Raw genomic sequence first — 16517 nt, forward strand, 5'->3', positions numbered from 1 at the left:
CCTAAGCAATTAACAGCCAATTAAAACGCTGGCTGACGTTTAGGTACCGCACCCAAAAATTCATTACGGGCTTGATTGTCGTGTTGATATTCACCAAGCATCGCGGTACTACGCGTGGTTGAATGTTGTTTGCTAACACCGCGCATCATCATACACATATGCGATGCATCCATAACTACCGCCACGCCGCGGCAGCCAGTAACATCCATGATGGTTTGTGCAATCTGTTCACTCAGGTTTTCTTGTATTTGTAGACGACGGGCAAACATATCGACAATGCGGGCAAACTTCGATAGCCCCAGTACTTGACCATCAGGCAGGTAGCCAATATGAGCCACACCATGGAACGGTAGCATATGATGCTCGCACAGTGAATAAAACTCAATGTTCTGTACCAGTACTAGCTCACGATTGGTCGATGGAAAAACCGCATCATTGACCACCTCTTCAATGCTTTGATGATAGCCTTTGGTTAAGTGAGCAAAAGCCTTTGCCGCACGTACAGGCGTGTCTAATAAACCAGGACGATCTAAGTCTTCGCCAGTTGAACCAATCAGTTGGCGATAGGATTCGGTACTTTCTTTATAATCTGGGGTTATTATTGGGGTGTTACTCATAAGTTTGGCAGCCATCCAAAATGTGGGTGTAGCTTAACGTTGAATCCTATCATGTCAGGATTCTTATAAAATTGTGCAAGCTGGGAAGGGCTGTGATTATACTCGAAATCTGCTGAACTTCATACTGCTGTAGCAAGCAGTTGAGTGTTTAATCTGTTCAGAGTCGTCAGACAAATCAATAGGGTCATAACTATAACGGTGTATACCGTTTAGAACGTTTATATAAAGACCGTTATGGATGGCAGATATCTGATTGGTTTACTAAATGAGAGGTTAATACAACGTTAATGAGAGTCGACAAGTACAGTTTACGACTGTTTACTTAAACTAATTCGTGTATAATAAGTCATCTTTTGATTTGCATCATTTCATGACGCGTCACTTTCTGATTACTCTAAATAAACCTATACTCTAAATCATCTCGATTGATTCAAAAGGAAATCTTATGCTATTGCAAGGACAACGATTTGTCGTAACTGGCATCGCAAGTAAACTCTCTATCGCTTGGGCTATTGCAGAAGCGCTACACCGCGAAGGCGCCTCACTGATCCTGACTTATCCGAATGATAAAATCAAAAAGCGTGTGGACATGGCTGCCGAACAGTTCGAAGCGGATTTGGTGCTAGAGTGTGATGTCGCCTCTGATGAGTCGATTGCTGCTTGTTTTGAGCAAGTAACCGCCCATTGGGGTGATGGTATTGATGGTGTGGTACACGCCATTGGTTTTGCCCCAATGGATCAGCTCGATGGTGACTTTGTCAATGCTACCACGCGTGAAGGCAGCCACATAGCACATGATATTTCTAGCTACAGCTTTGTGGCATTGGCAAAAGCAGCTCGTGAGTTGCTTGCAATGCGTCATGGTTCTATGCTGACATTAACTTATGAAGGCAGTATCTCAGTATTGCCAAACTACAATGTCATGGGTATGGCAAAAGCCAGTTTAGAAGCCAGTGTTCGTTATTTAGCGACTTCTATGGGCGGCGAAGGTATCCGTGTCAATGCGATATCTGCAGGTCCTATCCGCACGCTAGCGGCTAGTGGTATCAAATCTTTCCGTAAAATGCTCGATATCAGCGAAAAAATTGCGCCATTACAACGCAATATCACACAGACAGAAGTAGGTAACGCTGCGTTATTCTTATTGTCGCCGTGGGCATCTGGTATCACAGGTGAGATTATGTTCGTTGATGCGGGTTTCAATACAGTTGCTATCAGCGAGCAGTTGATGATGCTTGATGAACCAGCACAGTAATTGTTATAGATGATTCGTTTGATAATAGAAAAGACAGCCAATTGGCTGTCTTTTCTAGTTATACTATGAGTCTTTTTGGCTACGTGCTTTTTTAGCAATGCGGCTTTTTAGCTACGTGCCTTTGGACGAGGGATATGATAACCAAGTTACCAAAGTGGATACTATGGGGCGGGGCAGTATTGGCATTTAGTGCTGGTTGCGTGAATACGACGGCGTTAATGGGGTTTGCCAATTTATCAGTGTCGCACGTCACGGGCAATGTGAGTTTGTTTGCAGCGGCAATCGCTCATTCAGACGCGCGTAGTATTTTATATATTGGTACCTTGTTGCTGTCCTTTTTGGCAGGGGCTATACTAAGCGGCTTTGTCATTGGACAGACATCATTGAAACTCGGTCGTCGTTATGGACGAGCGCTATATCTAGAAGCAGCACTACTGTTGGTGAGTTATTGGTTATATCAGCAGCATGACTATCTCGGACAATTGGCAGCAGCGATGGCCTGCGGATTACAAAACGCGATGGTAGCCACTTATAGTGGAGCAGTTATTCGCACAACTCATTTGACAGGACTGACATCCGATATGGGTGCAGCAATCGGTAACTGGCTTGCGGGTCGCTCCATTAGTAAGCCGACATTGGGCTTTCAAGCCATTATTTGGTATTGCTTCTGCGGTGGCAGTACAGTGGGGGCTTTTTTGTTTGCCAAAGTTAGCTATGATGCGCTGCTTGTACCCATCGCAATCGTTCTAACAGCAGCATTTATATATAACTATGTCTCAGATCATCTGCCAGAGGTGAGAGAACCAAAAAAAGATAGGCGCTTATCATAGTGATAAACGCCTATCGTGCCTATTATTAACTGTATTGGTTTTTTGCATGTTTATTTAGGTGTAGAATAGCGAGCTATCAAAACATGCTTTGGTCTTATTCTTTATGATCTTCGTGCTCATGCATCCCTTGCATCATATCGAGCATAGAGTCGTCAGTACGTTGTTGATCTTCTTTGGCTAGGCCATCTTGATTGATGTCTTTTGGTGCCATTTTGGTCGTTGAGTCCGTTTTATTTGCGTTTGTCATAAAGTACTCCAGTGTTTTTATTTACTTCTTAATAGAGATGTTTTAATTAAATCTTTATTCGTTGACGCTCGTATTTATTAGCGCTTGGCTTTTATTTAACTTACCTAGTATGCAATGTGGTCATAGTCTTGTACATATACAGAGTACACTTGTTTAGTGACTATGTGTAACTGATGCTGCACTTAACGATGCAACTAATAATGAAGCCAGTTACATGGCTAATGACGAAGTTTACGAATTACTAGCATAAGTTGTAAAAAGACGAGTTTCGACGTATATATTTTAAGTGATATTTGTAGATAATTAGATTTACCTCAGTGGTCATGTGTATTATCAAAATACACTAACCGACAATTTATGTTTTATTTTTAGGTTTCTTACACCGTCTTTGATTCAATAAGGACATTCTATGTCAGAGCAAAAGCTAGATAGCCATCTTCCTAATGATGGTAATGAATATTTATTTACTTACTGATACCTTCCCAAAAGGTACAGGAAAAGGGTTAATTGTGGTCGCTATTGCCGCGATTATTGCGTTGATTATTTATAATGTGTTGCCGTTCGATATCAATGCTAATAAAGGTCTCGCAGTCCTGTTTTTCATTGGGGTGCTTTGGCTTACAGAAGCTGTGCACGTCACCATAACAGCGCTACTTGTCGTAGTAATCGGTGCCTTGGTTGGCATACCAGACTTCGATGCTGAAATCGGTCTGCAAAGCTTTGCCAATCCTACTATTTATCTGTTCTTTGGTGGTTTTGCTTTGGCAGCAGCATTGCATGTGCAGCAGCTAGACAAAAAGATCGCACTAAAGATTCTATCGATGTCTGGTGGCAAACTGAGTACAGCTGTATTTTTGATATTTGGTGTGACGGCATTTTTATCGATGTGGATATCAAATACCGCTACGGCTGCGATGATGCTCCCGTTGGCACTCGGTATCTTGACGCAAGTTGATCGTGAAAAAGACCGCGGTACGTTTGTCTTTGTACTATTAGGTATTGCTTATTCAGCAAGTCTGGGTGGTTTGGGTACGATTGTTGGTTCGCCGCCCAATGCCATTGCTGCAAAAGCACTCGATATTGCCTTTGTAGACTGGATGAAGTTTGGTATTCCAATGATGTTGGTACTGTTACCATTATTGTTGGGTGCGATGTATGTGTTCCTAAAGCCGAACCTAAATCGTACTATTGTCCTCGTTGATGATGCGCCGATTGCTTGGAACAAGCCACGTATCGTCACTATCATCGTCTTTATCGTTACGGCATTGAGCTGGATATTCTCCAAAAAGATCGGAGCAGCTTTAGATATCACGGATACTGATGCTATCGTTGCACTAACAGCAGCGGCAGCAGTAGTGAGCTTAGGGCTAGTGTCTTGGAAGCAAGTATCAGACAATACGGATTGGGGTGTGCTCATGCTTTTCGGTGGTGGTATTGCGCTATCGACAATTCTGAAAGTATCTGGGGCGTCTTTGGTACTAGGGGAAACTGTAGCAACTGCGCTGTCTTCTGCACCACTTATCATTGTGATGATGGCAGTCTCAGCATTTATTATTTTCTTGACAGAATTTGCTTCCAATACTGCCTCGGCAGCATTGTTAGTGCCTGTATTTGCCGCTATTGCAGAGCAGATGGGTTTGCCACATGAGGTGCTCGTATTGGTCATCGGTATTGGTGCATCGTGTGCGTTTATGTTGCCAGTTGCCACACCGCCAAATGCTATTGTGTTTGGTACAGGTTTGATCAAGCAAACAGAAATGATTCGTACAGGTATCATATTAAACATCATTGCTACTATCGTTATCGGGCTATGGGCGTACTTTTTCTTGATATAATCAAGTAGTCATTACAATCCTAGTCATATCTGCTTAGTATAAATGAAACCCCAATGTTCAAGACAAATTGAACGTTGGGGTTTTTTATCGCTTATCATACGAGCTAGCGGTATAGAATGTTTATTATTAACGTCATCTTATTAAATGGATTTGATCACATGACACAGTACTTATTAAAAGCAACTGTTCTGATATTACTAGGCGCAATTGCTGTGGTAATAGTATTTATAGCAAAATATTGGGCACCTGATCGTACCGTCGCTGAGTTAACACAATGGCAACTACCCAACAGCGAATTTATAGACATACAAGGTATGCAGGTGCATGTAGTGCAGTCAGCTAATTGTCATACACACCGTGGCGATGCAGCCGAAAAAAACCGACCCGAAACAATCGTTTTATTGCATGGTACATCGGCAAGTTTGCATACATGGGAAGGTTGGACTAAGGCGCTGTCTGATCAATACTGTGTCGTGAGCATGGATTTGCCAGGGTTTGGTTTGACAGGTCCTTATGTGGACGAGAGCACGCAATATAGTAGCGAAAATTATGCGGCGTTTGTCATTGAAGTACTTAATCATTTGAAGCTGGACCGTGTCACGCTAGCTGGTAATTCATTAGGAGGTAAGGTAGCGTGGCGCACCGCCGCTTTGTATCCTGAGCGTGTCAACCGATTGATATTGGTAGACTCAGTTGGTTATCCAGCAACCCCAAAACATGTTCCTATTGGTTTTAAACTTGCTAAATATCCAATGATGTCACCAATTTTAAATCGTATCCTACCCAGAAGTGTTGTTGAGAAAAGCGTTTTAAGTGTGTATGCAGACAATAGTAAAGTAAACGATGCCTTGGTTGATAGATACTATGAATTGACCCTACGCAAAGGTAATCGTCAAGCATTAAGTCGTCGCCTAAATGAGACTGATGATGACAGTGATCAAGCTCAAATAAAGCAGCTGGACATACCGACTTTGATCTTATGGGGTGCAAAAGATGATCTTATTCCTGTAGGAAATGCCGCGTTATTTCATAGAGATATACGTAATAGTCAGCTTAAAATATTTGATAACTTAGGTCATGTACCGCACGAAGAAGATCCGTTAGCAACCGTTGACGTTGTAAAGCAGTTTTTAATTAGTGAGTCAGGAAATGGATAACTTAGAAAAGAAACAGATAACAACCATCGCTGCGATTTCAGATATTCATAGTAATGTCTACGCCCTTGAAGCTGTGCTTACCGATATAAGATATCGAGATGTTGATCAGATTGTCAATCTGGGTGATATTTTATACGGGCCAATAGCGCCTCATGCTACCTATGAGCTATTAATGGCAAATCGAGATGATATTATTACCATTAGAGGCAATCAGGATAGGCAGATTTATGAAGCCACTACGGCAGAAATTGCTAATAATCCAACCATGGGTTTTATTATCAAAGATCTCTCTAAAAAAGCGATTGAATGGATGCGGTCTTTGCCATTTGATTTTCATGTAAGTCAGGATGTATACCTCTGCCACGGTTCGCCGACCGATGATATGATATATTTACTAGAGGATATCGAAACGGGTCAACCAGTAGTGCGTAATGATGCGACTATATTGGCGTTACTTGATGGTATTGATAATGATGTTATCTTATGTGGTCATACACACATCCCGCGTACAGTAGTACTGTCGTCAGGACAAACTATTGTGAATAGTGGTAGCGTTGGCTATCCAGCTTACGAAGACGATTTGCCTATTATTCATAAGATGCAAACTTATTCGCCTTATGCTAATTATGCTCTTATCAAATGTATTGAGACTCAACAAGGTAAATATTGGCAAACTGAGCATGTCAGGGTCGCTTATGACCATGAAGCAGCAGCAAATATGGCTCTAAGAAACGGACGTGAAGATTGGGCATTTGCATTGAAGACGGGTAGAGTGATTCCAGTATGACAGTACTTAAAAACGTTCTATCCTAGCAATGACAGCATTACCTTTAGATTAACTATGGGTTTTTATTTAATAGAGATTACGTAAAATGCTAACACTATATATGGTTCAATTGGGCGGCCGTCCTAAAGGCCGTCTGATTGAGCAACACGATATTTTCTTTGGTGCAGCCAGTCAAGTGAGTGACTTGATAGGAGATATCAATGAACATTGGCCTGAGGTAAAAAATAAATGGCATATTGATTCGTATCGAGCGATTGCCAAAGTGGGTAGTTATGCCATTAAGTTAATTGAACCAAGTCAGCAATTAAAGGCTGCTGCTGACTTAAAGTTATTCTTTATCAATCTAGGTGGCTATCAGCAGGACAGTTTTGAAGAATTCCATTATAAGCTACTCATCGTTGCACCTAACCAAGCTGACGCGATCAAACAAGCAAAAAAAAGTGACTTTTATAAGCAATCTACTTTTAAAGATAAAACGTCACCTTTCAATGCAGCTTCTCATATTGATGATAAGTTTGCAGTAGATATAGATGACATATATAACGTAAATGATCTTATCTCCAATGTTCAGCTTTCGATTGAGCCTATTAGTGATACAGATGAGCTGAATGCTAAAGAAGACAAAGAGTACGTCGGCTATCTAAGCATCAAGAATTTAAAGAAATTGGCGCTATAATAGATTTATCTAAATTTCATAAAAGTAACTCAATACATGCTTGATTAAATAAACCTAATGGACAGCTTACGAGAGCAATCAGGACTCGACTAACTTGAATCATACCCCAATTACCCCCATAATCTAACCACTTCTACATAATAAATAGCCTAAGCGAATATGCCCAATACTTCTAAGCCCAATATTCCTGAAAACAGCGATTCAGATACATCTACTGTAAATGAAACTCAAGATACTAAGAAGCCAGCAGTACCACTGGCGGATCTACCAGTACTTGCCAAGGATAGCTATTACTTAAGCCGTCTTGAACGTGAGCTGGCACGTGCTGCTGTGCCTAAGAATAAAAAATCTAATCATGATTCTGAGCAAGAAAAGAAGCTAGATGATGTACTCGCTAAAAAACGTGCTCAGTACGAGAAAATAAAAATGCGTTCTCAAGAAGCTGTGCAGGCACGTATCAATAGTATTCCAAGTGATTTACCTGCCAAGCTAAATCTGGATCTGCCTGTTAGCCAACGCGCAGAAGACTTAGTACAAGCGATTATCGATAATCAAGTTATTATCGTTGCTGGTGAGACGGGTTCTGGTAAAACGACGCAGTTGCCTAAGCTTGCAATGCTAGCAGGGCGCGGTATTACAGGGCAGATAGGGCATACACAGCCGAGACGATTGGCTGCTCGTAGTGTGGCAAACCGTATCGCAGAAGAGCTGGGTGAGCCATTAGGTAATACGGTCAGTTTTAAGATTCGCTTTAATGAGCAAGGGACAGCGCAATCTATTGTAAAGCTCATGACGGACGGTATTCTGCTCGCTGAGTTGGGTCATGATCGGTTTTTGAGTAAGTACGATACGATTATTATCGATGAGGCGCATGAGCGTAGCTTAAATATCGATTTTATTATGGGTTATCTCAAAAAGATGCTGCCCAAGCGCCCAGATTTAAAAGTCATTATTACGTCAGCGACCCTCGATACTAAGCGCTTTAGTGAATACTTCAGCCGTTATGACAATAAGCTCAAACGGCAAGTTCCTGCGCCTATTTTTAATGTAGAAGGGCGTAGCTTTCCAGTAGAAGTCCGTTATCGTCCGTTGACAGATGAGCCAGTGAACAGCTCAGAAGATGACAGCTACGATGATTTTGAAGAGAACCTGCCGCGCGCTGTGGTTGCTGCGGTCGAAGAGTGCTTTAGCGACGCGCAGAGTAAAGGTCACGCCGATCAGGCTGATATTTTGATATTTGCTGCAACTGAAGCTGAGATTCGTGAGACGCAGGAAGTGCTTGAGCGTCATGGCCCTCGCCATACAGAAGTACTGCCATTGTTTGCACGGCAGACTTATGAAGAGCAGCAGCGTATCTTTCAACCATCGGGTCGAGGTCGCCGTATTGTTATCGCGACCAACGTTGCTGAGACCGCATTAACCGTACCGGGTATTCGTTATGTGATTGACTTGGGTTTTGCGCGGATTTCGCGTTACTCATATCGCTCACGCGTACAGCGTTTACCGATTGAAGCAATTTCGCAAGCAGCTGCCAATCAGCGTAAAGGTCGCTGTGGGCGTGTTGCTCCAGGTGTTTGTATTCGTCTTTATAGTGAAGAAGATTTTAGTGGCCGCCCTGAGTTTACTGAGCCTGAGATTTTACGTACTAACTTAGCGTCAGTAATCTTGCAAATGGCCAATCTACGTCTAGGTAGTGTGGATGACTTTGAATTCATTGAGCCGCCTGATAGCCGATTGGTTACTGATGGTCATAAACTGCTAGATGAATTGGGCGCTATTACTTCTAAGAAAGACATTGCTGCTCAAGACAAAGCTAACAAGCCAAAAGCGAGAAAAGGGCTTGATCACCTACGTTTGACAGCGACTGGTCAGAAAATGGCACGTATGCCAATCGATCCAAGGCTGGCACGTATGCTGGTGGCTGGTTCTGATTTTGATTGTATTCGTGAAATGCTGATCGTTGTGGCCGCGCTTGCTGTACAGGATCCACGCGAGCGTCCTGCCAATAAACGTACACAAGCGGATCAAAAGCATGCGGTCTTCCGTCAAGACGACTCTGACTTTTTGTTTTATCTGAGCCTATGGAAGGCGCTGTTTGAAAAAGATGAAGACGGCAATAAACTGTCTGGTAATCAGCGTAAGCAGTTTGCTAAGAAAAACTATTTAAGCTTCCCACGTGTACGTGAATGGCATCAGACACACCGTCAATTGGTACAAATGGTCACTGAGCTGAAGTTAACTAATGTCAATGAGTCAAAAGCTTCTGATCAGAGCATTCCCAATAATGACCCAACTGCGATCGAAGACGAAGCGCTAAAAGCGGTCAAATATGCCAATCTGCATAGAGCGTTGTTAACAGGATTGTTGTCTATCATCGCGCATAAGACTGAAAGCCGCGGTGAGTATTTGGCTGCGCGTCAGCAAAAGGCCAAGATATTCCCAGCCAGTACGGTGTTTAAACAAATACCCCCTTGGGTGATGGCATTTGAAATGGTAGAGACTTCACAAGTCTTTATGCGTACTGTTGCCAAAATCGAACCAGAATGGATTATCTCAGCAGCAGGTGACTTGCTGAAATATCATTACTTCGAACCACATTGGTCCAAGAAAACAGGACGCGTCAAAGCTTACGCACAGATTAGTTTGTTTGGGCTGATTATTATTAGTAAGCAGCTGACTAACTATGAGCAAGTTAATCTGGTTGAATCACGAGAGATATTTATCCGTGATGGCTTGGTAACTGGTAACTTTGGTCGCAATGCACCATTTTTGCAACATAACATGGATAAGATTGCTCATGTTGAGCGTATCGAAGACAAGCTGCGCCGCCGTGATTTATTGGTAGATGAGGAGACGCTCTATCAGTTCTATGATAAGAAAATCCCTGAGCACGTTGCCAGTCGCAAAGCGTTTGAGGATTGGCGTGCAGAAGTCGAAAAGCATGATGCCAAGCATCTATTCTTTACTGATGAAGATGTACTTAATAGCCAAGCGCCGACCACAGGGGACTTCCCAGAAGTGTGGAAGCTGGGCGATTTAAAACTGCCGCTCCGCTATATCTTTGATCCAGCCAGCGATGATGATGGTGTGACCATACGTGTACCGCTTGCCGCATTACCGCAGCTCGACGCGATTGAGCTACTGTGGGGTGTGCCTGGTTGGCGCTATGAATTGGTATTGCAGCTGCTCAAGTCCCTACCAAAGGAGATACGTCGTCAAATCGTACCGATACCCAATACCGCAGACAGTTTGTTTGATGAGTTGCAGCCAAAGGGTGGACAAGGATTGCTGAAGCAGCTGTGTCAGGCATTACATCGTCGCGGTATTATGTCGGTGACGCCAGAGAACTTCAATCCATCTACGATTGATCGCTATTTACAGCCACAAATCTGTGTGGTCGATGAGAAAAACCGTATCATCGAAAAAGGCCGTGACCTGCAAACCCTACAGATTCGTCATGCATCTGAAACCAGTCAAGCGGTAAATGAACAGCAAGGCGTGCATACTGAGTTCCCTGAGCATTTTGCTTTTAGCAAAAACCATCATAGTGCAGGCGTGGTGATGAAACAGTTTGCGGCGCTCGTCGCTGATGAAGCGGGAGAAGCTGTATCGATTCATCAATACACTGATGTCAATGCAGCACTTCAAGCACATCGTATCGGGGTACTGACTTTAATCAAAGGCAAACTTGGTGCAAAGAAAAAGCAGCTAACGAGCCAAATCGATAGTATATTTAAACTGGCATTTGCGCCACTTGGCGATATGGATAAACTCAAAACGATCGTTATAGATGCTGCGTTAGACGCGGCTCTCGAAGAGCACTATATCTTATTTGATCATTCTGAGAATTTACCAGAAAGCGCCGATGATATCGCAGTTGGATTGAGCGAGGAGCTACCGTTTACCTCTGAAGAGTATACCCAGACTCTTGAAGTGGTGGTGAATAACTTCTTATTAACTGGTCAAAGCGTTATCAAAACGCTTAAGAATGTCTACACTCGTTGGCAGCGTATTCGCCAAGGGTTGCTGATGTTAGATCGTGAAATATTTGGTGAGTCTATCGATGATATCGAAGATCAGTTAGAAGATTTACATTTGGCTGATTTTGTCTATCGGATGGATTACAGCCATTGGCAACAGTACCCACGCTATCTTGAAGCGTTACAGATTCGGCTAGAGCGTCTGGAGCACAATCTCGACGCCGACCTCGATGGTGTTTATGCTCTTGACTTGCATATGGAACGGCTAGCAGGACGTGCGGACAAAGAAGCCATCAGTGAGTATCGCTGGATGGTGGAGGAATACCGTATTCAACTGTTTGCCCAGCCTATGAAAACTCGTATGGCAGTATCGCCCAAGCGTCTAAGCAAGATGTGGGATAAGGTGAGTTAGAAGGTTGTATATAATTCTCTTTAATTGTGAGGTTTATAAAATGTTTCTAACTATAATTGCAGGTGTCACAATTTTTGTCATAGGTCAGTTTATTTTAAAGTTGATTTTAGAACCCATAGTAGGGTTAAAAGAAACACTTGGAGAAGTTTCATCTCTATTTCTTCGAGAACAATCGGGCTTTATAAATGATAATGTCAATAAGGATGTACAAAATGAAGTTATAAGATTATCTTCAATGATTTTGGCAAAGAAACAAGCTATTTTACTTTATAGTGTTTTTGCAAAAATATTGAGAATGCCAAGCGAATCAAATCTTATTGAAGGTTGCCGTAGTTTGAATTTGATTTCTTATCTCGTTATAAAAAACTCTTCAGACACATTACAGAGAAAGTCTCATACACGGGAAATATATGAGGAAATGAAGTTAGTAAGTAAGCATTTAAAAATCCATATTACATATAGTGAGCGGATTGAGACGTGATATAAAAGATCTTATCAGGTATTTGTTTAGAACTTTAATGCACAAATAGAAAGTTTAAGTTAGCAAGCACTAATCTAGCCTTTCTATTTGTATAATATTTAATGGCTAATCTTTTCTGTCAGTACACCCATGCTATAAAGTACATAGGCAATCACGGTTAATGCGACGATAAATGGAGTAAGCATCCAAATCACAATATTGATTAAAAGTGATGGTAGCAATCCATTGAACAATTCAATATCTGGTGCGAAAAAATCGGTCATGACATCGACTGCACGCTTAGCAATAGGGAATAGCAAGGTGCTAAAAGCTAACATATAAATGTACTTACTAAATCCAGGGTCACTCATGACTACCATAAAGTAGAACACTGTAAAAAACGTGATGCCAAGTGCCCAGCATTTGAGAGTGTAGCTTAAACGAATCATGTTATCTCCTCCCTAAGCTTTCTATTGATTGCTTTACATCGATCGTACGCAGAATAAAGCTACTCCCATACATTCATTTTTTTTAAATATATAATATGTTATAATACGAATATATAGTCGAGTCAACCAATTTTTCTATTTATTTAAAATACTCCGCAAATTATTCAACTTAAAAATGATATTTTTTAAGGAATGCTTTCGTAAATATAATAGTAAATAGCCTAAGCAAAAATTTTTTTTATTAAAAAATAAAATTATAACTACAACTCACTACTCGGGCTCACATCAAACAGTCGTTTATATTCTCGGCTAAACTGACTAGGGCTTTCGTAGCCTACTTGCATCGCTATTTGTGATATTTGCGCTCCATGCATCTTAATTAAGCGCCTAGCTTCCATTAAACGTAAGTTTTTCTGATACTGTAGTGGACTCAGCTGGGTTATTTCTTTAAAGTGCTGATGAAACCCTGAGACACTCATGCCGCATCTACTAGCCAAGCTCTCAACCATGATAGGTTCATCTAGATGTGCCTTTATCCAGTCAGTCGCTTGAGCAATGCGGTGTGTATGGCTACCGCTAACGACCAATTGCTTAAGTTTGTTGCCTTGCTCAGCCAAGAGTAGGCGATAGTATATTTCTTGTTGAATTAAAGAAGACAGAAAATCAATATCGTTTGGATAATTAAGCAAGCGTATCAATCGATCAAACGCGTCCATTATGGTGTCATCTAGGTGCCACTTTATCCCTAAATGGCTGCCTGCCATTGGTTGTGTGGTCGGTAGCTGCGCTAATACATCTCTAATCATGGCTAAATCTAATTTCATTGATAAAACAATGACAGGGTTTTTTATCGAAGCATGTTTAATATGCATACTTAGCGGTATATTAACTGGACAGAACATCAAGTTACTATTGTCAAACCTTTGACAGTCAGCACCCAAATAAATCTCGCGTTCTCCCTGCAATACAATACAAATACTTGGCTCTTGAATATAGCTTACGGCTTTGCTTGGTTTGTCCGCGCAGTAAAAGAACAAGCCTGAAACAGCGGACTCGATGGTTTTATTTCTAGGCAGTACTGCTAAAAGTTGGTCAATAGTCGTTTGATTCATCACGAGTGCTTATTTTATAGAGTTGCCTGATAGTATAAATATTTGTAGGATTAGGCAAGAGTTATAGAGGTTTGTTCTAACGTATAAATGCAGAGGATTCTATAATAATCTCATCGCAACAGCGTAAGTACGACCTCTAATAATATGAAACAAGGAATAATTACTCATGAAAATATTTTATAAAACGCGCGCAACCGCTACTGGTGGACGTTCTGGCCATACTGGATTAGACGATGGTTCGTTGGGATTTGACTTGGTGTCTTTTCAAGAGCAAGACAAAGAAGGCGTGAATCCAGAACAGCTTTTTGCCATGGGTTACGCGGCTTGTTTTGATAGCGCTTTGAGCATGACAGCACAGCACATGAAATTGCCTGTTACCGCTTCAAAAACTTCTGCGCAAGTGGGTATCGGTATGAAAGCTGACGGTAGCTACAACTTAGAGATAGAGTTGTCTGTAGAAGTATCAGGTATTGATGAAGCGCAGGCGCAGCAGCTGATAGAAGCCACGCATCAGGTGTGCCCGTATTCTAATGCTACTCGTGGCAATGTCGATACTCGTCTAGAAGTGACCGTTGTTTAAAGGCTGTTGTGTACAGACTATTGATCATAGACTAGCAATATTAAAATAATAACTCGAATATAAAACGCCCCGATTTATAAGAGTCGGGGCGTTTTATGTTGTCCGGTAACGTAATTAGCTGGAACCTTTTCTGAGCAGATTATTAATGATAAATCACTAATAGTCTTAATTTATACTGGTACTTTTTTATTTAAAGTAAATACCAAGACCGCGCCCAAAATGACTGTGCTTGCAACTATAAATGGAACAGTCAGCTGTTCAGACAAAAATATCACACCTAGCAACGCAGCAATCACAGGGACACATAGCTGAACGATAGCGGCTTGTGTGTTTTTCAATAGTGGCATTGCTGTATACCAGATACTATAGCCCAACCCTGAGGCGATCGCTCCTGATGCAGAGGCGAGTAGTACACCTTCAGTCGTAATACCTTCCAAATTGATATTTTTAAAACCCAAGTCATCTAGATACGTCATACCTACCAGTAATAGTATAGGCACAGCGACTAAGCTACGCACAAAGTTGAACCCTGTCGCTCGAAGCGGTGAGACACATGATTTGCCTCGTATACTGTATATTCCCCAAGCTATGCCGCTCATAGCCATTAACGCTGCCGCCAATGGTGATGGTATGGCAGCTGATGGCAGCATCAAATACACGAACCCTGCCACTGCAACGGCAAATGCTAACCATTGTAGCGCGCTTAATTGCTCCTTTTTGTAGATACCCCAGCCAATCATCGTCAGCTGAACCGCTGAAAACAAAATCAATGCCCCAGTGCCAGTATCCAGCTCTACATACGCAATCGAAAAACATAACGCGTAAATGACCAAACTGACACTACTGAGCCAACTGCCTTTATCATTTAAAATAGCATCAACAGAGGGCTTGTCAGCGGTGAGTGCTTGACGCTGTAGTCTGTAGGCGTGAATCGTCATGATAACCACTAAGCAGGCAGCCGCACTGAGCAGACGAATGACCGTAAAGCTCCAAGCATCGATGTAGCCTTCTGCCAATGCCATTCGGCAAAACAGGGAGTTTGCGGCAAAGGCGATTAACGCAATAATGGTATAAATAGTGGCTTTCAAAAGTAATTCCTACAATGAATAAATGGTACAAAACAGGCAAGCATAGGATGACAATTTTAGGTTTCTAGATACGCTGTTATAGCGATCGCTTATTTTTTAGCGAAAATAATAGATTGATAAATTATCAATCTAATCTATAGCTGTCTCACAGGACAGGATATTTTGTCGTACTTATGGCAAAAAGTCTCTTTTAAATCAGAATAACGATAGTTGTATTGACGATAAGGTCTAAAAATAGGGATGATATGCTTCGCGTCAAACGAACTATTAGAACAACATTCATTAAACACAATAAATCAGATAAATAAATAGGAAAAGATAGTATGGATTGGGCAAGTATTTTTATTTATGACACAACTTGGTTGTTTGCCGTGGAAATTTTAATACGTGTCACTGTAATGTTTGTATTAATTATCACATTTTTGCGCTTCACTGGTAAGCGCGGCGTCCGTCAGCTCTCTATTTTTGAGCTAACCATTATTTTATCGCTAGGCTCTATTGCAGGTGATCCCATGTTCACCGAAGACCTGCCTATTATCCAAGCGGTACTCATCATGGGTACGGTCATTTCACTCTATAGGCTCTGTACTTGGGCGATGATGAAGTTCCAGCCTTTTGAGGACCTGCTAGAGGGGCGCTCAATGTATATTGTAGAAGATGGCATGCTGGTGCTTGATAAGATTAAACAAGGGGAAATGTCACACGATGAGTTTTTTGCTGAAATGCGCCAACAAGGGGTTGAGCATTTAGGTCAAGTGCGTACTGGTTTGCTCGAAGCTGATGGCAATTTTAGTATTTTATTGCATACCTCTGAAAAGACAGATTACGGTATGCCGCTTTTCCCTAAGCAATACCGACCGGTCGAGCAAGTAGAAGCAGGGGTTTATTATGCTTGTATGTATTGCGGTTACGTCGATGAAATCTCTGACCCCAATCATTGTTGCCCACGCTGTGAGGATAATTGCAATAACTGGGCTAAGGCGTTAAACAATCATATCGTCAAATAATATTACTACTTGGCTGCCTTAGCTC

The 16517-nt window shown here is 41.8% G+C and carries 14 protein-coding genes and 1 pseudogene; 10 read left to right on the forward strand and 5 right to left on the reverse strand.

What is annotated here, in order from left to right; translation table 11 throughout:
• Nucleotides 1-20: 20 nt before the first annotated feature.
• A complete protein-coding gene (folE, locus tag FQV37_RS06085) occupies nt 21-617 on the reverse strand; it encodes a GTP cyclohydrolase I FolE (RefSeq protein WP_238052945.1) in 597 nt (198 codons plus the stop codon).
• 445 nt (nt 618-1062) lie between these two features.
• Here folE and FQV37_RS06090 point away from each other — a divergent pair, with 445 nt between their 5' ends.
• Together FQV37_RS06090 and FQV37_RS06095 are read left to right on the forward strand one after the other, a co-directional pair.
• Nucleotides 1063-1872 carry an enoyl-ACP reductase FabI gene (locus FQV37_RS06090; RefSeq protein WP_102093016.1) on the forward strand — a complete coding sequence of 270 codons (810 nt, stop codon included), beginning with the start codon at nt 1063-1065 and terminating at the stop codon, nt 1870-1872.
• A gap of 134 nt (nt 1873-2006) precedes the next feature.
• Nucleotides 2007-2702 (forward strand): YoaK family protein, encoded by a 696-nt coding sequence (locus FQV37_RS06095; RefSeq protein ID WP_160021693.1) that lies wholly within the window; start codon nt 2007-2009, stop codon nt 2700-2702.
• A gap of 94 nt (nt 2703-2796) precedes the next feature.
• Here the strand turns inward: FQV37_RS06095 and FQV37_RS14110 are convergent, their stop codons facing one another.
• Nucleotides 2797-2949, reverse strand: a complete 153-nt coding sequence (locus FQV37_RS14110; protein WP_167514299.1) for a hypothetical protein — start codon at nt 2947-2949, stop codon at nt 2797-2799.
• 409 nt (nt 2950-3358) lie between these two features.
• Here FQV37_RS14110 and FQV37_RS06100 point away from each other — a divergent pair.
• The 6 genes and pseudogenes from FQV37_RS06100 (at nt 3359) to FQV37_RS06125 (ending at nt 12277) form a co-directional block, all read left to right on the forward strand.
• Nucleotides 3359-4784, forward strand: a pseudogene (locus tag FQV37_RS06100) (SLC13 family permease).
• Nucleotides 4785-4942: 158 nt separating this feature from the next.
• Nucleotides 4943-5941: an alpha/beta fold hydrolase gene (locus FQV37_RS06105; RefSeq protein ID WP_160021695.1), complete on the forward strand. Its 999-nt coding sequence runs from the start codon at nt 4943-4945 to the stop codon at nt 5939-5941.
• Nucleotides 5934-6728, forward strand: a complete 795-nt coding sequence (locus tag FQV37_RS06110) for a metallophosphoesterase family protein (protein ID WP_160021696.1) — start codon at nt 5934-5936, stop codon at nt 6726-6728. Before FQV37_RS06105 ends, FQV37_RS06110 begins: the two co-directional genes overlap by 8 nt.
• An 85-nt stretch (nt 6729-6813) precedes the next feature.
• Nucleotides 6814-7404 (forward strand): DUF1543 domain-containing protein, encoded by a 591-nt coding sequence (locus FQV37_RS06115; RefSeq protein ID WP_102091714.1) that lies wholly within the window; start codon nt 6814-6816, stop codon nt 7402-7404.
• Nucleotides 7405-7563: 159 nt separating this feature from the next.
• The gene (gene hrpA, locus FQV37_RS06120; protein WP_240990962.1) at nt 7564-11796 is read left to right on the forward strand and encodes an ATP-dependent RNA helicase HrpA; all 4233 of its coding nucleotides are present in this window, start codon (nt 7564-7566) and stop codon (nt 11794-11796) included.
• Between the two features lie 40 nt (nt 11797-11836).
• A complete protein-coding gene (locus FQV37_RS06125; protein ID WP_057760321.1) occupies nt 11837-12277 on the forward strand; it encodes a hypothetical protein in 441 nt (146 codons plus the stop codon).
• Between the two features lie 98 nt (nt 12278-12375).
• Here the strand turns inward: FQV37_RS06125 and FQV37_RS06130 are convergent, their stop codons facing one another.
• A complete protein-coding gene (locus tag FQV37_RS06130; protein ID WP_102091713.1) occupies nt 12376-12705 on the reverse strand; it encodes a hypothetical protein in 330 nt (109 codons plus the stop codon).
• A gap of 260 nt (nt 12706-12965) precedes the next feature.
• Nucleotides 12966-13817, reverse strand: coding sequence for an AraC family transcriptional regulator (locus FQV37_RS06135; protein ID WP_160021697.1), 852 nt, complete (start codon nt 13815-13817; stop codon nt 12966-12968).
• Nucleotides 13818-13983: 166 nt separating this feature from the next.
• Here FQV37_RS06135 and FQV37_RS06140 point away from each other — a divergent pair, with 166 nt between their 5' ends.
• Entirely contained in the window at nt 13984-14397 is a 414-nt protein-coding gene (locus FQV37_RS06140; protein WP_160021698.1) for an organic hydroperoxide resistance protein, read from the forward strand.
• 170 nt (nt 14398-14567) lie between these two features.
• Here FQV37_RS06140 and FQV37_RS06145 read toward each other — a convergent pair whose 3' ends face one another.
• The gene (locus tag FQV37_RS06145) at nt 14568-15485 is read right to left on the reverse strand and encodes a DMT family transporter (RefSeq protein ID WP_160021699.1); all 918 of its coding nucleotides are present in this window, start codon (nt 15483-15485) and stop codon (nt 14568-14570) included.
• 323 nt (nt 15486-15808) lie between these two features.
• Here FQV37_RS06145 and FQV37_RS06150 point away from each other — a divergent pair, with 323 nt between their 5' ends.
• Nucleotides 15809-16492: a DUF421 domain-containing protein gene (locus FQV37_RS06150; protein ID WP_160021700.1), complete on the forward strand. Its 684-nt coding sequence runs from the start codon at nt 15809-15811 to the stop codon at nt 16490-16492.
• Nucleotides 16493-16517 lie beyond the last annotated feature (25 nt).

This window comes from Psychrobacter nivimaris (genome assembly GCF_009812035.1).
GTDB lineage: Bacteria > Pseudomonadota > Gammaproteobacteria > Pseudomonadales > Moraxellaceae > Psychrobacter > Psychrobacter nivimaris.